At 43.0% G+C, this 18,120-nt stretch carries 18 protein-coding genes; 15 read left to right on the top strand and 3 right to left on the bottom strand.

Annotation, left to right across the window (positions count from 1 at the left end; translation table 11 throughout):
- Positions 1–6 precede the first annotated feature (6 nt).
- From K1Y79_RS15255 to K1Y79_RS15235, 5 genes are all read left to right on the top strand, one after another.
- Positions 7–1,899: an amidohydrolase gene (locus K1Y79_RS15255; RefSeq protein ID WP_220251035.1), complete on the top strand. Its 1,893-nt coding sequence runs from the start codon at positions 7–9 to the stop codon at positions 1,897–1,899.
- 15 nt (positions 1,900–1,914) lie between these two features.
- Positions 1,915–2,349, top strand: coding sequence for a DoxX family protein (locus K1Y79_RS15250; protein ID WP_220251034.1), 435 nt, complete (start codon positions 1,915–1,917; stop codon positions 2,347–2,349).
- 12 nt (positions 2,350–2,361) lie between these two features.
- Positions 2,362–2,835, top strand: a complete 474-nt coding sequence (locus K1Y79_RS15245) for a Dps family protein (protein ID WP_220251033.1) — start codon at positions 2,362–2,364, stop codon at positions 2,833–2,835.
- A 5-nt stretch (positions 2,836–2,840) separates the two neighbouring features.
- Complete coding sequence (locus K1Y79_RS15240; protein ID WP_220251032.1) at positions 2,841–3,485, top strand: YoaK family protein; 645 nt, start codon at positions 2,841–2,843, stop codon at positions 3,483–3,485.
- Between the two features lie 487 nt (positions 3,486–3,972).
- The gene (locus K1Y79_RS15235) at positions 3,973–5,199 is read left to right on the top strand and encodes a multiheme c-type cytochrome (protein ID WP_220251031.1); all 1,227 of its coding nucleotides are present in this window, start codon (positions 3,973–3,975) and stop codon (positions 5,197–5,199) included.
- Here K1Y79_RS15235 and K1Y79_RS15230 read toward each other — a convergent pair.
- On the bottom strand, positions 5,192–5,767 hold the full coding sequence (locus K1Y79_RS15230) for a Crp/Fnr family transcriptional regulator (RefSeq protein WP_220251030.1): 576 nt from the start codon (positions 5,765–5,767) through the stop codon (positions 5,192–5,194). The two genes, K1Y79_RS15235 and K1Y79_RS15230, sit on opposite strands and share 8 nt — an antisense overlap.
- Before the next feature lie 81 nt (positions 5,768–5,848).
- Here K1Y79_RS15230 and K1Y79_RS15225 point away from each other — a divergent pair, with 81 nt between their 5' ends.
- The 6 genes from K1Y79_RS15225 (at position 5,849) to malQ (ending at position 12,303) form a co-directional block, all read left to right on the top strand.
- The gene (locus K1Y79_RS15225; RefSeq protein ID WP_220251029.1) at positions 5,849–6,829 is read left to right on the top strand and encodes an NAD-dependent epimerase/dehydratase family protein; all 981 of its coding nucleotides are present in this window, start codon (positions 5,849–5,851) and stop codon (positions 6,827–6,829) included.
- A gap of 210 nt (positions 6,830–7,039) precedes the next feature.
- The gene (locus K1Y79_RS15220; RefSeq protein WP_220251028.1) at positions 7,040–7,195 is read left to right on the top strand and encodes a hypothetical protein; all 156 of its coding nucleotides are present in this window, start codon (positions 7,040–7,042) and stop codon (positions 7,193–7,195) included.
- 51 nt (positions 7,196–7,246) lie between these two features.
- Positions 7,247–8,320 carry a sensor histidine kinase gene (locus tag K1Y79_RS15215; protein ID WP_220251027.1) on the top strand — a complete coding sequence of 358 codons (1,074 nt, stop codon included), beginning with the start codon at positions 7,247–7,249 and terminating at the stop codon, positions 8,318–8,320.
- Entirely contained in the window at positions 8,298–9,050 is a 753-nt protein-coding gene (locus tag K1Y79_RS15210; RefSeq protein WP_220251026.1) for a LytR/AlgR family response regulator transcription factor, read from the top strand. The genes K1Y79_RS15215 and K1Y79_RS15210 overlap by 23 nt, the downstream gene beginning before the upstream one ends.
- Positions 9,051–9,178: 128 nt before the next feature.
- Positions 9,179–10,393 (top strand): hypothetical protein, encoded by a 1,215-nt coding sequence (locus K1Y79_RS15205; RefSeq protein WP_220251025.1) that lies wholly within the window; start codon positions 9,179–9,181, stop codon positions 10,391–10,393.
- A gap of 377 nt (positions 10,394–10,770) precedes the next feature.
- Positions 10,771–12,303 (top strand): 4-alpha-glucanotransferase, encoded by a 1,533-nt coding sequence (malQ, locus tag K1Y79_RS15200; RefSeq protein WP_220251024.1) that lies wholly within the window; start codon positions 10,771–10,773, stop codon positions 12,301–12,303.
- A 609-nt stretch (positions 12,304–12,912) separates the two neighbouring features.
- Here the strand turns inward: malQ and K1Y79_RS15195 are convergent.
- Positions 12,913–13,422, bottom strand: a complete 510-nt coding sequence (locus K1Y79_RS15195) for a DinB family protein (RefSeq protein WP_220251023.1) — start codon at positions 13,420–13,422, stop codon at positions 12,913–12,915.
- Between the two features lie 83 nt (positions 13,423–13,505).
- Entirely contained in the window at positions 13,506–14,360 is an 855-nt protein-coding gene (locus K1Y79_RS15190; RefSeq protein WP_220251022.1) for a helix-turn-helix domain-containing protein, read from the bottom strand.
- Positions 14,361–14,888: 528 nt separating this feature from the next.
- Between K1Y79_RS15190 and K1Y79_RS15185 the strand changes: the two genes are divergently transcribed.
- From K1Y79_RS15185 to K1Y79_RS15170, 4 genes are all read left to right on the top strand, one after another.
- Positions 14,889–15,176 carry a Fic/DOC family N-terminal domain-containing protein gene (locus tag K1Y79_RS15185; RefSeq protein ID WP_220251021.1) on the top strand — a complete coding sequence of 96 codons (288 nt, stop codon included), beginning with the start codon at positions 14,889–14,891 and terminating at the stop codon, positions 15,174–15,176.
- 408 nt (positions 15,177–15,584) lie between these two features.
- Entirely contained in the window at positions 15,585–16,460 is an 876-nt protein-coding gene (locus tag K1Y79_RS15180) for a hypothetical protein (protein WP_220251020.1), read from the top strand.
- Positions 16,461–16,466: 6 nt separating this feature from the next.
- Complete coding sequence (locus K1Y79_RS15175; RefSeq protein ID WP_220251019.1) at positions 16,467–17,522, top strand: hypothetical protein; 1,056 nt, start codon at positions 16,467–16,469, stop codon at positions 17,520–17,522.
- On the top strand, positions 17,512–17,979 hold the full coding sequence (locus K1Y79_RS15170; protein ID WP_220251018.1) for a hypothetical protein: 468 nt from the start codon (positions 17,512–17,514) through the stop codon (positions 17,977–17,979). Before K1Y79_RS15175 ends, K1Y79_RS15170 begins: the two co-directional genes overlap by 11 nt.
- Positions 17,980–18,120: the final 141 nt, after the last annotated feature.

The raw sequence follows: 18,120 nt of genomic DNA, 5'->3' as shown, positions 1-18,120 counted from the left end.
AAGATCATGATAGCAGACTTAATACTTTATAATGGGAATATTCATACAGTTGATCGGGAAAATCCTACTGCAACAGCTGTTGCCATTAAAGATGGCAAATTTGTAGCCGTAGGTGCCGATAGCACCGTGATGAAGTTGGCCGGGGATGAAACTAAGATAATTGATCTGAAGCGCCAACGTGCTATTCCCGGTATCAACGATTCTCATACGCACCTGATACGCGGCGGTCTGAATTATAATCTTGAGTTACGCTGGGATGGTGTGCCCTCACTAGCCGATGCTATGAGGATGCTGAAAGAACAGGCAGCCCGTACTCCTACGCCACAGTGGGTGCGGATCATCGGTGGATGGAGTGAGTTTCAGTTCGCTGAAAAAAGAATGCCTACACTTGAAGAAATCAATGACGCGGCTCCCGATACACCGGTGTTTATCATGCATCTGTATAATAGTGCGTTATTGAACAGAGCTGCATTAAAAGCGGTAGGCTATACCAAAGATACGCCTGATCCTCCCGGTGGTAAAATACAGCGCACTATCAGCGGCGAGCCTACAGGTCTGTTGCTGGCCTCTCCAAGTGCTGCCATACTGTATGCTACACTGGCAAAAGGTCCTAAGCTTTCCTACGAATATCAGCTGAACTCTTCACGTCACTATATGCGCGAGATGAACCGCCTGGGTATTACCAGCGTGATTGACGCCGGAGGCGGATTTCAGAACTTCCCTGATGATTATAAAGTCATTGATGAACTGCACAAAAATGGCGAGTTAACAGTACGTATCGCCTATAACCTGTTCACCCAGCGTCCTAAGCATGAAGAAGAAGATTTTGACAGCTGGGTGAAATCAGTGAAACTATATCAGGGTGATGATATGTACCGGCATAACGGCGCTGGTGAAATGTTGGTGTTTTCTGCTGCAGACTTTGAATCCTTTATGAATCCTCGTCCTGATCTGCCAGCAGTGATGGAACAGGAACTGGAAAGGGTTGTAAGACTATTGGTAAGCAACCGCTGGCCTTTCCGCCTGCATGCTACATATAACGAAAGCATTACCCGCTTCCTCAATGTATTTGAGAAGGTCAACCGTGACATACCCTTTGATGGTTTGCCCTGGATATTTGATCATGCGGAAACCATTGACGAGAAAAATATTGAAAGGGTAAAGAAACTGGGCGGCGGTATTGCTGTGCAAAGCCGAATGGCCTTTCAGGGGGAATATTTTACTGATAGATATGGAAAGGCCGCTGCCTCACAAACACCACCCGTGAAAAGAATGCTGGAAATGGAAGTGCCGGTTGGCGCTGGTACAGATGCTACGCGCGTATCAAGTTATAATCCCTGGATTGGCTTGTACTGGCTGAGTGCAGGAAGAACTGTCGGCGGATTGGAACTCTATAATGATCAGCAACGCCTGAGCAGAGAAACAGCACTGGAACTTTATACCCGTGGCAGTGCATGGTTCTCTAATGAACAACAGAAAAAAGGTGCGGTGAAAACAGGTATGCTGGCTGATCTGACTGTACTTGATAAAGACTATTTCACTGTTGAAGAAGAAGACATCAAATCAATAGAAGCAGCGCTGACCATAGTAGACGGACGTATCGTATATGCAAAAGACGATTTCCAGCAATGGGCCCCTCCCGCTATACCAGTGTTGCCTGACTGGTCTCCTACTGCCATATATAATGGCTACTACAACGCTAATAAGTTAAGCGCTAAAACGCCTGTTGCCAAAACCGGCGCTGCACCTGCTGCAGATATCAGCGCCTTTGTGCATCAGTGCATCGGCAGTTGTGGCGTACATGGACATGATCATGATAAAGCTCGTATGAGTGAGGTGCCTGTTAATAACTATACAGCATTCTGGGGTGCACTGGGTTGTTCCTGCTTTGCTTTTTAATCCAATAACAAGAGAATGGTCGAGATAATTACACAATTGCTATATACAGATGCAGGCAGTGATTTCAATAACTGGGTATTGTTACTATTCAGAATTTTGCTGGCTGTACAATTATTCAGGGTACACGGATTAAAGAAATTCCGCGTAGTGAACGGAGAACGTGAACATGTGCCCAATCCACTGCATCTTCCTGAAAGAATAAATGGGATGATGGCAACATTGGCAGATATCGTAGCACCTTTCCTGGTCATAATCGGTATCGCTACAAGATTGGTTGTATTACCCATCATTGGTGTGACTGCCGTGGGATATTTTGTAGTGCACCGCCATGATAACGCCGAAGTGCGGGATGTGCCATTCATGTACACGCTTTGTTTTCTCTTTCTTCTCTGTATAGGAGCGGGAACGCTCTCCGCAGACCATTACATTTACTCACTACTTACACAATAAAACTATTTGCAGATGGAACCAAATATCGGTATTAAAAAAGAACATCTTTCTTCAGTAGCACATGAACTGACTAAGATCCTGGCAGACGAATTTGTACTATACACCAAAACACGTAATGCTCACTGGAATGTGGAAGGACCGGATTTTCACTCCAAACACGTATTCTTTGAAGCGCAATATGAACAACTGGACGAGATCATGGATAGTGTCGCTGAACGTATCCGTTCTATCGGTCACTACTCTCCTGCTACGCTGAAAGAATATCTTGCGCTGACACACCTGACAGAAAAAAGCCGTGCCGCAAATGATGGTACTGGTTTTATCGGTGAATTGCTTGCAGATCATGAAAGCATCATCATCCACCTGCGTGAAAACGTTAACCGTTTCGCTAATGAGTGGCATGATGCAGGTACCAGTGACTACATCACCGGTTTGATGGAAACACACGAGAAGATGGCGTGGATGTTAAGAGCACATTTAAGATAACGGATATGGATGAGAAAAAAAATATTGCCTACGTCAGCCTGATACTTGCTTTCTCAGCCGGTTTCTGCGATGCGGCAACTTTTACGGCAGCAGAAGAGTTATTCTCTGCGCATGTAACGGGTAACTTTGTGGTTTTTGCATATGATCTGATCCGTGGGGCGGAAACTGAGTCCTGGTTAAAGCTATTGTCTTTCCCGGTATTCACCCTGGCAGTTGTAAGTGCCGGCTGGTATGCGCCAAAGCTGAAAAGTGGTTATACCCTCCTTTTTATCGAAGGGGTCATCCTGCTATCTGCGGGAGCCTTCGATATAGCATTCGACAGGCCTGGTACTACCTGGTCTGCCGTTTTACCCTATGTAGTGGTGCTGGCGATGGGTATCCAGAATGCTTTCGGACGCTTGTTTGCTACCGCTGCCTATGCTCCTACCACCATGATGACCGGCAATGTGACACAGTTGACGCTCGACATTGCCAAGATACTGATGCCTGGGGTATGGAACAGTGACAAACGTCCCGCGTTTGGTAAGCAGTTTATCATCATCGGAGGCTTCCTGATCGGCTGCGTAGCCGGTGCTTTCCTGGCCGCTCACTTTGGCCTGTGGACGGTAGCCCTGCCGGGACTGCTGCTATTGTTTATCAGCCTGATATAATTAGCATCCCGAAGGAACCAAATATCAATGTTTTTCTACTGAAAACAGTACGATAAGAGGGCTGGCCGGAATGGTCGGCCCTCTTGTGTCCTCCTTCCTCGCTGCTGCAGATGGTCGGGTCTTTACCCCTGGTTCTAATATTTCCACCACCCTCCGGGGTAATTGTATTTATAGTTTTCTGATATCCCTGGCCTAAAGACGGGAGAAACAAGCAGCGGCCAAGCGGTGGACTTGAATACTTCAAGAGTAGTCCAAGGGTAGTCCAAGCGACGGCGAGAAGGTGGACTTGAATACTTCAAGAGTAGTCCAAGGGTAGTCCAAGCGACGGCCAAGAGGTGGACTTGAATACTGCAAGGGTAGTCCAAGGGTAGTCTAAGGGTAGTCCAAGCGACGAACAAGCGACGGCCAAGCACTATTGCTTCAAGTGTGCCGCTTCATTTTGTGAAAAGAACAATGAATTTATATCTTGCCGTCAGATTCCACTGTTATGAATAAGCGCCAGTTCTATGTATCCTTTCTTATACTTTCCAGTATCTTCATCTTTTCCCAATGTTTCCGTCAATCGTCCATAAAGGACAACACGGATATCCGGGGAGAACAGTTTGCCGGGTCAAGCAGCTGTATCAGTTGTCATAAGCAAGTTTACGATACCTACGCCTCAACCGGCCATTTTAATACCTCTGCTCCTGCTACTGCGAAGACGGTTAAAGGCAGCTTTGCGCCTGACCATAATACCTTTTCATATACTAATGGTTCTCATGTGATAATGGAGTCGAGGGATAGTGGCTTGTTTCAGGTGGAATACAAGGGCAGTGCCTTACAGGCCGCTCACCGTTTTGATATTGTTATGGGATCCGGCCGGAAAGCGCAATCCTTTTTATCATGGAAGGACGGCAAATATTACCAGTTACCACTTTCTTACTTCGTTCCCGTACATAGCTGGGCTAACAGCCCCGGTTTTCCCCCTGCTTACCCCAAATTTGACAGAATAATACCTGGTACCTGTTTCGGTTGTCACAGCGCTGCGGTAGGTATCAGAGACGTACAGATGGAAGGCATGCGCCTGTCAGAGGAATTTGAAAAAAATCAGCTGGTATATGGTATTGACTGCGAAAGATGTCATGGTCCGGCGGCTGATCACGTAGTATTTCATACCAGCCATCCTGCGGAGAAGAATGCTATGCATATAACGCGTATAGGAGGCCTAAAAAACCAACAACGGCTGGATATGTGTGCATTGTGTCATTCAGGATTAGGAACGCCGCAAAAGTCTGCTTTTGACTATAGACCAGGAGATGCGCTGTCTGATTATTTCTTTCCTGACTATACCCGTCCTGTAAGGGCGGCAGAAGTAGATGTACATGGCAAGCAATACCAGCTGTTTACTGCCAGTAAGTGCTTCGTGAAAAGCAACAATATGAACTGCTCTTCCTGTCATAATCCCCACAGGAATGAACGGGATCAGCTGGAGCTGCTTTCCCGGCGCTGCATGAATTGCCACCAACAGGAGAACCATACCTTCTGTAAACTGAAAGATGCTAATGCTGCTAAGCTGGCAGCAAATTGTATTGATTGCCATATGCCCGTATCACCCTCCGGGAAGATTACCCTCCTAACCGATGGACAGGCAAGTCCTACGCCAGACTCTATGCGTACACACCTGATCACCGTGTACCCCGAAGCAACCAGGAAGATACTGTCACGCTTCAGATAGCTGTCTGACCAATATCTTTAAGCATTCTGTTCAGGCTGCGCACAGATATGCCCAGGTACTCCGATAGGTCCTGTTTTGTAAAAGTGATATGCTGGGATTGTAATGTATGCAGTAACTGCGGAAGTATCTCTGCCAGGGTATATAACTGCTGCCTGGAAGCTTTTTCTGAGATCCTCATTACCCTGTTAACCAGCAGTTCCATGATCGCTGCATTGAAAGCAGGCACCGTTTCCAGGAAATGCCTGAATTGCGTATTACTGATCACATAAACTGTCAACGGCGTAATAGCTTCTACCGTACAGGAGGCGGGCATGCGCCTGATAGCCTCAATCTCACCCAGTAGTTCGCCTTCTCCCAGGAAGTCCAGTATATAGTCTTTCTCATTCTCCTCAGTCATAAAACATTTGATTACTCCTGACCGGATCACATAGACATGCTGCAGGGACTGGTCCTGTTGGATCAGTTGCTGTCTGACAGAGAGGTTTCTCAGTGTAATGGCACCTTTGGTATTGTTGTCTGCAGACAACTTCTCCATCAGCTGTAAGAGCGCCAAATTTGTCTTGATCATAGCTGTAAATAGGACAAATGTCCCGAAAATTGGATTTCCACCATTTAACTTCGGTGTACAAACTGAAGATAATACTAACATATGAAAGTTTTAGTTACCGGTAGTGCCGGACATCTCGGTGAAGGGTTGGTACGTACCCTGAAAGCACGTCAGTACGATGTCATAGGCATAGACATTAAAACATCCCTGTTTACGACCCGTGTGGGTTCGATAGCCGACCGCGAGTTTGTAGAAAGCTGCCTGGATGGTATACAGGCAGTCATCCATACCGCTACCTTGCATAAACCGCATGTTGCCACACATAGTAAGCAGGAGTTTATAGACACTAATATTACAGGTACGCTCAATCTACTGGAGGCATCTGTAGCTGCTGGTGTGGAAGCGTTCGTATTTACCAGTACCACGAGCGTATTTGGTGATGCCCTGATACCCCCGGCGGGTATGCCAGCAGCATGGATCACCGAGGCTGTGACCCCCGTACCTAAGAACATTTACGGTGTGACAAAGACTGCTGCTGAAGACCTGTGCCAGTTATTTTTCCGTAATCACGGATTGCCCTGCATCGTACTCCGTACCTCCCGGTTCTTTCCCGAAGAGGATGATAACAGGGCAAGAAGAGGTGCTTACGCGGATGACAATCTGAAAATCAATGAGTTCCTCTGCCGCCGGGTAGATCTGGAAGATGTCGTAGAAGCGCATATACTGGCAGCTAAACGGGCAAAAGAGATTGGTTTCGGTAAATATATCATCAGTGCGACAACCCCATTCCGTCAGGCACATATGCAGTTGCTTCGGAATAACGCCATAGGGGTGGTCAATGAGCTGATACCTGCATATCTGACTGAATATCAACACAGGGACTGGCGCATGTTCGGTGAAATAGATAGAGTGTATGTTAATGAGAAAGCAAGGCAGGAACTAGGCTGGCAACCCAGATACGATTTCAGTTATATCATAGAATTGCTGAAAGCTGGCAAGGATTTTAGAAGTCCGCTAACGCTAGACGTGGGCGCGAAAGGTTACCACGAAGAGATATTTGAAGACGGTCCTTATCCCATATAGATCAGGTATCTTCCCACAGACCCCTCCACCAGACCGTAGATGTTGGCGGAGGGGCATTCCCTATTTTGCTGACAGGTAGGTTAACGGTCGAATATTTCAGTAGCGCTTATTTTAAGTTGGGTAGCCAATTTAGTTAGTTCAGTCAGATTGGTCCGGCAGATATGTGGCAATTGAGGCAAATTGCCTTTATCAACATATAACGGAAAGATTATGACTAAAAAGATTCAATACGTCTCCCAGCTTTATAAAATAGCTAAATTGCTGAAAATCGTTAAAGTAGTACTGTCTGTCGTATCATTAGGCACACTTTATCTGGTATGGGAGTTACTGACAAGACCGGCACATCACCGTGTTACTGTTGGTTAACCATTTAAAAGATAGCGCAGCCGGGTAGGCAGATAAGTCCGAGTATACACTATGGCTGCATCCAATTATAAGTTTCTGAGATTATATGGATATCCTATCTTTTGCCTGCTGACAAACCTGATCTTCTTTCTGATCAATCCTTACGAACGCACCTTCAACGCCTGGAGGCAGTTCACCGTATTGGATTTCTTTATCAACACCCTGATTTCGCTGCTTTTTCCCCTGGCGGTGATAGAGACAGGTATATGGCTGACGTATCTCCTGAATAAGCGCCTGCATTGGAAGCGGAATATGAAAACACGCTTTATAGTGCAGCTGATCGTTCATATGGGTATCGTACTGCTGATCCTAAACCTCTTCTTTCTGATCCCATTCCCGGATAAGTTTGCCTTTAACCAGTTGTTGTACCGTCAGTCGTCCATTACAGGCATGATATTCTGCCTGGTGATCACCTCTATCTTTGCCGCTGAATACCTGGTGTTCCGCCTCAATAATGCCAGAATTGAGGCCGCTAAGCTGAATGAACTGGCCGTACAGGCGCAGCTGGACGCACTGAAGCTACAATTGGACCCGCACTTTCTTTTTAATAATTTGAGTACCCTGACTTCATTGATAGAAGAAAACCAGTCCCTGTCTGTCAATTATGTGGTGAAACTCTCTTCTATTTACCGTTATATGATGAACAACCGCACACAAAATACTATTGCTGTAGCGGTAGAACTGGACTTCATAAAAAACATACTATTTCTTCATCAGACAAGATACGGACAGGCGATCCAGGTGAATATCGCAGCAGCTGTTGAAGACCTGCAAGGTGAGATAGCGCCGCTGACCTTGCAATTGTTAATAGAGAATGCTATCAAGCATAACCAGTTCTCCGGCGATGCCCCGCTGACAATTAATATCTATCTGGAAGAGAATACATGGCTGGTAGTAAGGAATAACAAAAAACCTAAACGTACTAAAGAACCAGGGGCACAGCTAGGACTGAAGAATATTACCCAGCGGTATGTCTTATTATGTGGTCAAAAACCGCTGATTGACGACGGCCCGGACTACTTTGAAGTGAAGATACCATTGCTGAAAACAAACACGAAAGATGATGTTAAGCATATTGATTATTGAAGATGAATTGCCGAATGCCGCACGTTTGAAGAAACTGCTGCTTCAGATAGACAGGAACATAGAAATAGTGGGCGACATACAGACGGTAGAGGGTGCCATTGCCTGGTTGCAGGCCAACAACCATCCGGATATTATCTGTATGGATATCAAACTTACCGACGGACTTAGTTTTGAGATATTTGATCATGTAGAGGTGCGTTCGCATGTGATATTCATCACGGCCTACGACGAATACGCATTGAAAGCCTTTGAAGTGAATGGTATAGATTATCTACTGAAACCACTGGACGAAACACAGCTGGAAAAGAGTATTACCCGTATCAAGACATTGGTGAACAAAGCCAGTAATACCGATTTATTGGAGGTGATCAGGAAGATGCAGCAGCGGGAGGATGTATATAGAACGCGTTTCCTGGTATCATACAGGGATATGTTTATTCCGGTGATGGTCAACAATATCGCTTACTTCTTTTCGGAGCATAAGCTGGTATATCTGGTTACTAACCAGGGCGACCGCTATGCTATTGACCAGACATTGGAAGAGTTGGAGCAGGAACTGAACCCGAGGGAGTTCTTCAGAGCTACCCGTCAGTACATTGTGTCAGCCGTAGCCATCCGTAAAATCCATCAGACGTTCAATGGTAAACTAAAGTTGGATCTTTATCCGCCTGCGGAAGAGGTGGTAGTAAGCCGGGAGAAGTCTGTTGCATTGAGAAAGTGGCTGAGTTAGTAGTCAGACACTTAGGTAGCGTATGGTATATTATCTTCCGTTTGTATATATTTGATCTTAATTGATATAGTATTGTCAGCTAAAGTTCCGCCATTATCCCATACAACCTATACCTTTAAATAATACGCATGAAAAGAGCAATTCTACTTTTTTTAATCGGCATTTCTGTCACAGCCACCTCTTTTGCTCAACAGGATTCTACGGTAGTCGATAAGATTAAACTGGAAAGGGATCACCAGTTAAAGGAGTTGAATGACAAACTTAAACAGAATGAAGACGAGATCAGGAACCTTAAGTCAGAACTTATCGGAATCAATACCAACGAAACAAAGAAGAAGATGATGGCAATGGAGAACCTGCAGGTTGCATTAGACAGCAGGCTGGCAATCCTTGAGAAAACGCCTAAGATCAGGGTTGGCCTCAATGGGCAGCTGGCATTTACCGAGTTGTTAAGCATACAGCGGGACGTGCAGCCGGCAGACCTTTTCCTGATATCCCAGCAGTTCTTTTCTCAGCTTGGTAATATCAGTAACATTCAGCAATACAAGGAGTTCAGTGACTGGAAGGCAGAGTATGATAAGTGGTACTCTAAAAAAGGATCAGGCGATCAGATGTTTGAGTTCCTGAACTCATCCCTGTCGCTGGTCAGCAATGTGGCTAACAAGGTGCCTTTGTATGGCTCAGTGGTGCAGACAGTGTCTTCCGGCGTAAATACCTTGATCATGTCTGTAGGTAGTCAAAACAGGGATCTGAAGTCCAGAACACCTTCTATGCTGCGTATTCTTAATATAGCCAGTCAGTTCGAGCAACAGAAATCGGTGATAGATCATGAGTGGGATGCTATTACCAACGAGCTTAATCAACTCCAGCATGAGAACCAGGAACTGTTAAGTCAGCAGCTGGCCTACTACGGACTGGATACCGCCAAGTACCGGAAAGACTACTTTCTGGCTACTCTGGATTCCAGAAGAGAGGCTTATAAGAATGAATGCAGACTGGCTATTTCCAGGAAGATACTGGCGATGGAGGCAGATACGCTGACAAAAGGCAAGTGGCCTGGTCAGATAGAGACATTCATGTATAAAGTGCAGTCGTTGCGTATGCGCTTTGGTCAGTTGACAGCCAGAATGATGATCAACATCAGCCGGTATAATGAGCTGATCACTGACTACTCAGATAGCACGATCTTCCCTCCTACATTTACCATGAAAGTACTGGAACTTAGCAAGACTTTAGAGCTGGTGAAGGATAAGTTTGGTAAGTCCTTTAATCCGGCCAGGTATATTGAAGACTCTGCGGTAATGTATATAGAGGGTAATGTAAGCGGAGAAACAGGTATATAGTACGGTCATTCAGATTCCCCGTTAATAGTAAACCCTGCTATACCATACATCCTGGCTATACAGCCCGGCTGACATTTCACCAGGACGCTCTAGGAGTGAGTATACTCAGAGAGTGAGATATTAGCACAACCCTTGACGTGGTACTTACCTTTTGATATAATAACAAGCCTTCGCACCATAGACACGAAGGCTTGTTGCTTTAAGAGCTTTTGTAGGCCCATCATATTTCCTGCCGCACCGGCGAGTGAGGCTTTTTATTCCCGGCAGTTTTGGTAGAGTGTTTATCGCTGACCCCATACAGGCTGCATAAGCGCTGAAATAAGTAGTAACGTTAACGGTATGATACTGGTAGTAGCTCTGTAAGAATGACAATTAGCATGAGAAAAGAAAGATCCGCAGGGGTATTACTGCATATTACATCTTTACCTGGACCATTTGGAATAGGAGATATTGGTCCCGAGGCTTACAAGTTTGCGGAACAATTAGCAGCATCCGGTCAGCGTTACTGGCAGTTACTGCCTGTAAATCCTGTCTCCGGCTCAGATCATTCACCTTACAGCGCTCTTAGCAGCATGGCAGGTAATATACAGTTTATAAGTCCGGAGCTGCTTGTCACAGAAGGTTTGCTGACAGAGCAACAGATCAATGAATACATTACTGATGCATCAGAAAAGGTAGACTATCAACATGCGGAAAATGCGAAGTCGGCGTTACTGGAAATGGCTTACGCATCATTCCAGAAGCAGCCTGATCATCCTTATCAAAAGGCATTCCGGCAGTATACTGAGGAGGCTGGCTATTGGTTGAATGACTATGCTACATACAGGGTCTTATGTGCTCATTACGATAATAAGCCTTGGCCAGAATGGGACAAGGGACATTGTTACAAGAACTGCACCTTAAACCCTACACAACAGCAGGCTATGCTAAAAGAGAAATGGTGGCAGTTCCTGTTTGATGAGCAATGGAAGGCCTTAAAAGCGCATTGTAATCAGTTGGGAGTACAATTGTTTGGAGATCTTCCTATTTATATATCATCAACCGCTGCCGACATATGGGCACATCCGGATCTGTTTGAGGTGGATGAGCAAGGGCAGATGAAGGAAGTAGCTGGGGTGCCTCCGGATTACTTCAATGAAAAAGGGCAATTATGGAACATGCCTATCTATAACTGGCAGCTGTTGAAGGAAAGGAACTATGACTGGTGGATACAACGTATCAAAAGAAACCTGGAATGGTTTGATGTCATCAGACTGGATCACTTCAGGGCTTTTTCTGCCTATTGGAAGGTACCTGCCAATGCCCCGGATGCTATTGAGGGAGAATGGGTATCTGGACCTGCTAATGATCTATTTGATGCGCTTCAGTCGGCCTTCCCGGACCTGCCTTTTGTAGCAGAAGATCTGGGCCTGATCGATGATGATGTGCGTAAGCTCCGGGATGACTATGACATTCCCTGTATGCGCGTGTTACAGTTCGCTTTTGGAGACGATATGCCTACCTCAGAACATATACTACACCAATTGGAACGTAATACAGTACTGCTGACCGGTACACACGATAATAATACAACGAGGGGATGGTTCAAAGAGGAAGCTGATAAGAAAACCAGGAAGAACGTTCGTGCTTATACCGGGCAAGAAGTTACTGCCCGTACTGCACCGCGTATATTAAGTCAACTGGCTTATGCTTCTGTTGCAAATACTGTCATTCTCCCTATGCAGGATATATTGGCTTTACCAGGTTCCGCACGGATGAATATTCCCGCCACTCCAAGTAATAACTGGACATGGCGTATGGAGAAAGGCGCTTTTAGCGAGAAGATTATTAAGCGGTTAAAGAAGTGGGTGAAGTGCTATGGAAGGAGTGTAGAAGAGGAGAAAGAAGAGGTAGTGGGTGATGCCGAATAAGGTATAATTAAATAGTTAATGTGATGTTGCCAATCAAAACTTACAGCATATGTAGTGATTGGATGCCTTTTCCAGCTTTGCTAATAATGCAAGACTGCCAGAAGGGGTAAAATACGCATTGGAGAATTGGTAGTTCTATAGGAACAGTTCAACTACTTAGGCTTCATGTTCGTTACTTTGAAAGATGAGCTGAAACAAGAATAGATTACCAATGAGATGGTTACACCCAAGGAATTGCTAAGTACCTGCAATTAATGAAAGAACACATTCGCTTAAATCTTAAGTTCCGCTTTCATCGCATTAAAGATGAGCAGACTCTTAGTTTACTAAGGCATTTTGCTATCTGGATGTTTAGTCCACCACTCACTGATAATAAACAAAAATGCCTTTAACTCTATCGACCTGAAGTCCTTTTACACTTGCAGAGATAAGGTGAATACCTTAGAACTGCAAAATGGCAGGCAACAAGGCCGCGAGGAAGGAGTGGGCTATTTATGCAAAATGTATTGAAGCTGCCGAATGTTGGAACGGTATAAGAGGGCTGGAACCGCTGAAATAAAAAAGCCTGGCTAATTATTAACCAAGCTCTGTTCTTTATGGAAGAAATCATTATACTTCTTCTAAATTGCCACAAGTGAGGTAATATGTAGCTAAGTCGAGTGATGATAGACCAGTAAAACCTGACGACCGTAGCAAAGTAACTAATTGTCCGCGATGATAAGTTGAGTGGTTGATGATATGAGAAAAAGTCTGCCAGAACTTCATTTGCCCTTCCGTGCCATTTGGATATATGAAAGACACCGGTCGCTCTAACTCGCTTTCCTGATAATTTTCTATAAAACTTTTAAGATCGTTTGATGCCTGTTGCCATATATAAATCAGTTCCGTTTTGGACCCGCTGAATTGTGCTGACAGATAAACCGGCTTCATTGCCTTCGTCCAAAAATCAACCCAGATCTTTTCAGCGCTGGCAATGTGGGTAGCGGTCTCCCGGATGCTGCTGAAACTGCTGGTAATCTTTGTTTCCCATTGTGTGTCGTCAATCTGATCTAACCATGCAAATATTTTACTATTTGCCCAAAGATTGTACTGTGCAAGCTTTAAAAAATATGATTTCATGATTTGTCCTTTTGCTATTTCATAGCTCAAAGGTAAGCCGGGTAGCAGGATAGGAAGGAAGGGTGCTCGTCCAAAAAGTATGGCTAAACGTCCAATCGGGAAAGTTGATATTGCTTGGGCGTCAACCCGTACTGTCGTTTAAAGGATTGAATAAAGCTTGACAGGTTTTCATAGCCTAACTCATAATATATTTCACTGGCTTTTCTATCGCTTTGTATGAGCATTTTAACAGCCTGTTCGAGCCGCTTTTCAAGCAACCATTTATTAGGGCTTTTACCGTAGATAACCGCAAACCGACGTTTAAAAGTAGATAGGCTCATGTTACACAAAAACGCTAACTCCTCAACAGTGACCCGGCTATTTAGATGTGAGCTTACCACCTGCCGCACCAGTAGTTCATCATTAGCTTGAATGCTGGTATTCCTGATTTCCTGTAACTTGTCCGGGAACTTAGCGGCTAGATAAAGTAGCAACTCTTCCAGTTTAAGTCTTTGCAGATCGTTAAATACCGGTTCATCCCCTACCAGCATACTGTCAAGGGAACGTACAAATGTTTCGAGGAAGGCATCTTTTTTCAGTAAAAGGTATGGACGGGCGCTAACAGGGTCAGGCTGCCTCGAGAATAAATGTATATGCCGATTAAAAAAATCATTCAGGAAACTGCTATCGAAAAACAACAGAATGCTGTGATAGTCAGCTTCAGGCGAAACAACTTTTTCAGTCATCAGGCAGTTCCCGGCTGTGAGCATCACGAATTGGTTAGGCAGTACGGACACCCATTCCCCTGCAAAGTGAACCGTTTTCTCGCCACTGAGGAGAAACGTAAAAAGATTCTGCTGTAGTACAATGCGTGCACGGGCAGCAGGCTGACCGGTGCGGTAACGGAGGATGGAAACTGAACCGTTATCTGAGGATGGAATTGTAGCGGCTTGGGTCATTATCAATCAAAGTTAAGATACTCTGCTGAAAAATTATGATGAGCAAAAAGACCTATTCAGGATATATGTTTAGAGCACCTCAAATTAACAGCGGCCTTGACTTTGGTACATTGACAATCAAATAGAAAGGGTTGCTCGATTCCGAGCAACCCTTTCTTTAAATTTTTGCCTGCGGGCTGGAGGGAACAACTTTCGAACCAGTTTATGGAAGATTTATCTGCAATTCACAACTTTATTGGTGAAATGAAATTAAAAATCTGTTGAAAGCCAGATAACGATCAAATTTCATTTACATCTTAGGGCTATACTTGGTTTGATATCGAAACATCAGTGTTACCAAACACCTTCCAAGAATCAGCGACTGGCTACGCTATATCTACATCTGATAATATTTTTATATTATTGATAATGAATTATTAAAACGTAATTTTCTTTATTTAATACTTGTCATGTATAAAAAGTGATTAAACTTTACATGACAAATGCCTCATGTATAATTTCTATGTATGAAACTTGATAAACCATATAATGATTTTATTCCATTGCCTTCACAAAAAAGCGATGATAGAAACTCTGCCTATATTAAGGCAATTGGTTAATTCGTCAGTGGCTTTGGCTGAATTAAAAGGATTGGTCAATATTTTACCCAACCCCAATATTTTGCTCAATGCAGTTATATTAAAAGAAGCAATTGCCAGTTCAGAGATTGAAAATGTTATTACCACTCAGGATAAACTTTATCAGGCATTATCTGGTGATACATCCTTAATTGATCCGGCAACGAAGGAGGTGCTTCGCTATCGGGAAGCAGCTTGATATGGATTCAGTTTTATCAGGCAGAAAGGATTTTTAAACACCAACTCAATTGTCAGTATTCGACAAAAGCTGGAAGAGAATAATGCAGGTATACGTAAATTACCAGGAACAGCATTGCGTAATGGAGCTACAGGAGAAATTATTTACGCTCTGTTTTAATGGGCAATAGTGATAATTTATGATTGATATTTAAATTCCTTCCATGTCTTAAAAAGCTTATTTTTGAGTCCTTAAATCTGATTAAAGTTGTCAAAGATTTGTTGGAGATGGTTTGTTCGTAATAGTAGTCAATTTAAAATTTTATTCTTTTCTATTTTGTATGTATGTTTTTTTTCAATCCCTCTCTTAGGCCAGTCAAATGAACAGCATAGAATCCTATATATAAAGGCTTTCAATGAAATTAATCAGATGCTTGAAGGAAAATCGACCCTACAGTTTAAACGGGCGATATTCCTGATGGAAAATGCCTATTTGAATAATACACTGAATTATAATCAGTTTAATAATGAAATTGTTACTATTGCTACAAAATTGCGCACCCTGATTAAAGAGAGAAATCTTGAAGGTTACCGAACTGCTGCTAATTGGGCTGTATTTACCTATATGGTCGATTCCGTTGCTTCAAATGATTATCATCCATATGCTTATGATTTTCAGCATTTCATATCCAGTAATGATCCCAAAGTAGGTTTTGTTTCAAAGTTGCTAAAAACAAGAAAAGGAAATTGTAACTCACTTCCTTTTCTTTATAAACTATTAGTGGAGGAATGTGGAGGAGCTGCGTCTCTTGCTCTGGCTCCTTTTCATTGTTTCATAAAGCACAAAGATGAAAAAGGTAATTGGGTAAATCTTGAAATGACAAGTGGTAGTTTTGCGAGGGATGCCTGGATCATACAACAAACAGGCGTAACTGTAGAGCAGATTAGTTCGGGAATATATATGAATGCGCTATCTCAAAAGCAATCCTTATCGCTTATATTAAAAGATCTGGCTGCGAATTATCAAATGCAATTTGGCGCAGTTGAATTTGACGAAAGGATAATCAACACCGGTCTGCACTATTATCCGAATGGCATACACCTGTATCTGGTGAAATTTGAGCATTATCGTATAAAATTATTAAAAGCACGAAAACTGCAACAGCCTGAATCAGAAGCAACCTTTAAAAAGCAAATGGCGGATATTGAGCAAAAGTTAGGGGAGTTAGGGTATAAAGAGCCATCTCAAAAAGAGTATGAAGAATGGGTACACGAAAATGACAAACAAAAAATAGTAAAGAAATAATAACTTATGAATAAATTGCTATCATTCCTGATATTATATAATACCTCAATTGCCATAGCGAAAGGACAGGTACTTAACCCGTACAATGATTTTGGATATGTACCTCGGAATAAGTATATATCTACCGCTCCGGGTTATGTAATTGAAAATAAGGATGCCACCGATAGTACCTCCAGAATGGTAATTGATGTTGAAAAGGGAGAAGTGCGACTTTATAGCAGAGATTCAATCGTCCTCAGTCAAACAAACATTTCAAGCAGGGATATCTTACGTTTTCTTTCTGTAGATCCTCTTACCACTAAATTTCCAGAGTTAACACCTTATCAGTTCGCCAGTAACAGGCCATTAGATGGAATTGATCTTGATGGATTGGAATGGTACAAGTCAAAGACTTATGATCCTAAATCTGGTATTACTAACGTGGATTTTCAGGTAAAGTTGAAACTTAAGAACGAGTCTGAAGTTTTTAAGGATTTAGAAGGATTGCGTAATGAAATAATTAAACAGTTTCCAGGTGTGTTCAAAGATGTAAGAGACGGTAATACTACCTATTCTGCTTCCATTAGCGTTGAATTTGTAGATGAACTGAGGAAGGGTGTAGATTTTGGAACAGCTCTTGTTGACGATCCAAACACACCTGGAGGAGGATTGACAACTTTTATAAATACAAAAGTTAATGCGAACACCGTTAATCCATATGATTCCAGAAGTGGCGTAGCTCCTAATACTCCTCGTGACGCAGCCACTGTAGCACGAGATATACTTCATGAATTAATTCATACTGCAGGACCAAATCACACAGATGACGTAAATCAGGCCACAGATATTCAAATAATCGCAACACCTATCATGGCTCTCGACGGATCCCTGATAAGAGTAGACAGAAAGATTGCTCCTGGAGCCAGTTTGGATTTAATAATACATAACATAATGAGCTATCCTGGTATTAAGCTTGAAGGGAAAAAAATAAGCGAATATGTACCCAATAAATTTGATCGAAGTAAGGTAAGTCCAGGACAGGTACTTCAAATTATTAATCAAATAGATATCGATGAGCAATAAACGAAATAGGAGAGTACTTTTAATCTTTGCCTTACTTTTTTATTTTCTCAAGTTATCAGGGCAGCAACATAGTTGTTGCGATAGAGAAATCAAACCTTTTATTGAAGCTTTTAGGGAAGCAGAATCAGGGGAGATGGACTATACAGATACTTTAAAAAAAAGTATACGCCTGATTTTTGAAAAGGAATTCAATGATAGTATTATGGTGATGTTAGATGATAGTATTATTTACAATTCTATGCTTATAACAAATAAACCTTATGCTCCCAGGGCTAAGCTTATTGATGTGGATTATTCCATGAAAAAAGATCCACCATATTTGGTTATTAAAAGAGCAGATGGGAAATGCATCTGGTTCTATCTGATACCAGGTCATCGTGTTGCCTATATTAACTATTTTAAAGACCCAGGTGTGTGGATGGTAGAATTGTCAAATATACATAGACAGTATATTTAGGAAATAATAAATTAGGAACTGTGTATATTTCTATTAAGTATTTCGCAACATAATAACCGTTGCAAAAAAATGGCCTAATTCTGTCTCAAATAAAAAAAGCCTCTAGATGTGAAATCTGGAGGCTTTTTTATTCTGCGAAAC

Origin of the sequence: Chitinophaga rhizophila, from assembly GCF_019492185.1 — a bacterium.
Lineage (GTDB): Bacteria > Bacteroidota > Bacteroidia > Chitinophagales > Chitinophagaceae > Chitinophaga > Chitinophaga rhizophila.
This window is presented reverse-complemented; position numbering and strand designations above follow the sequence as displayed.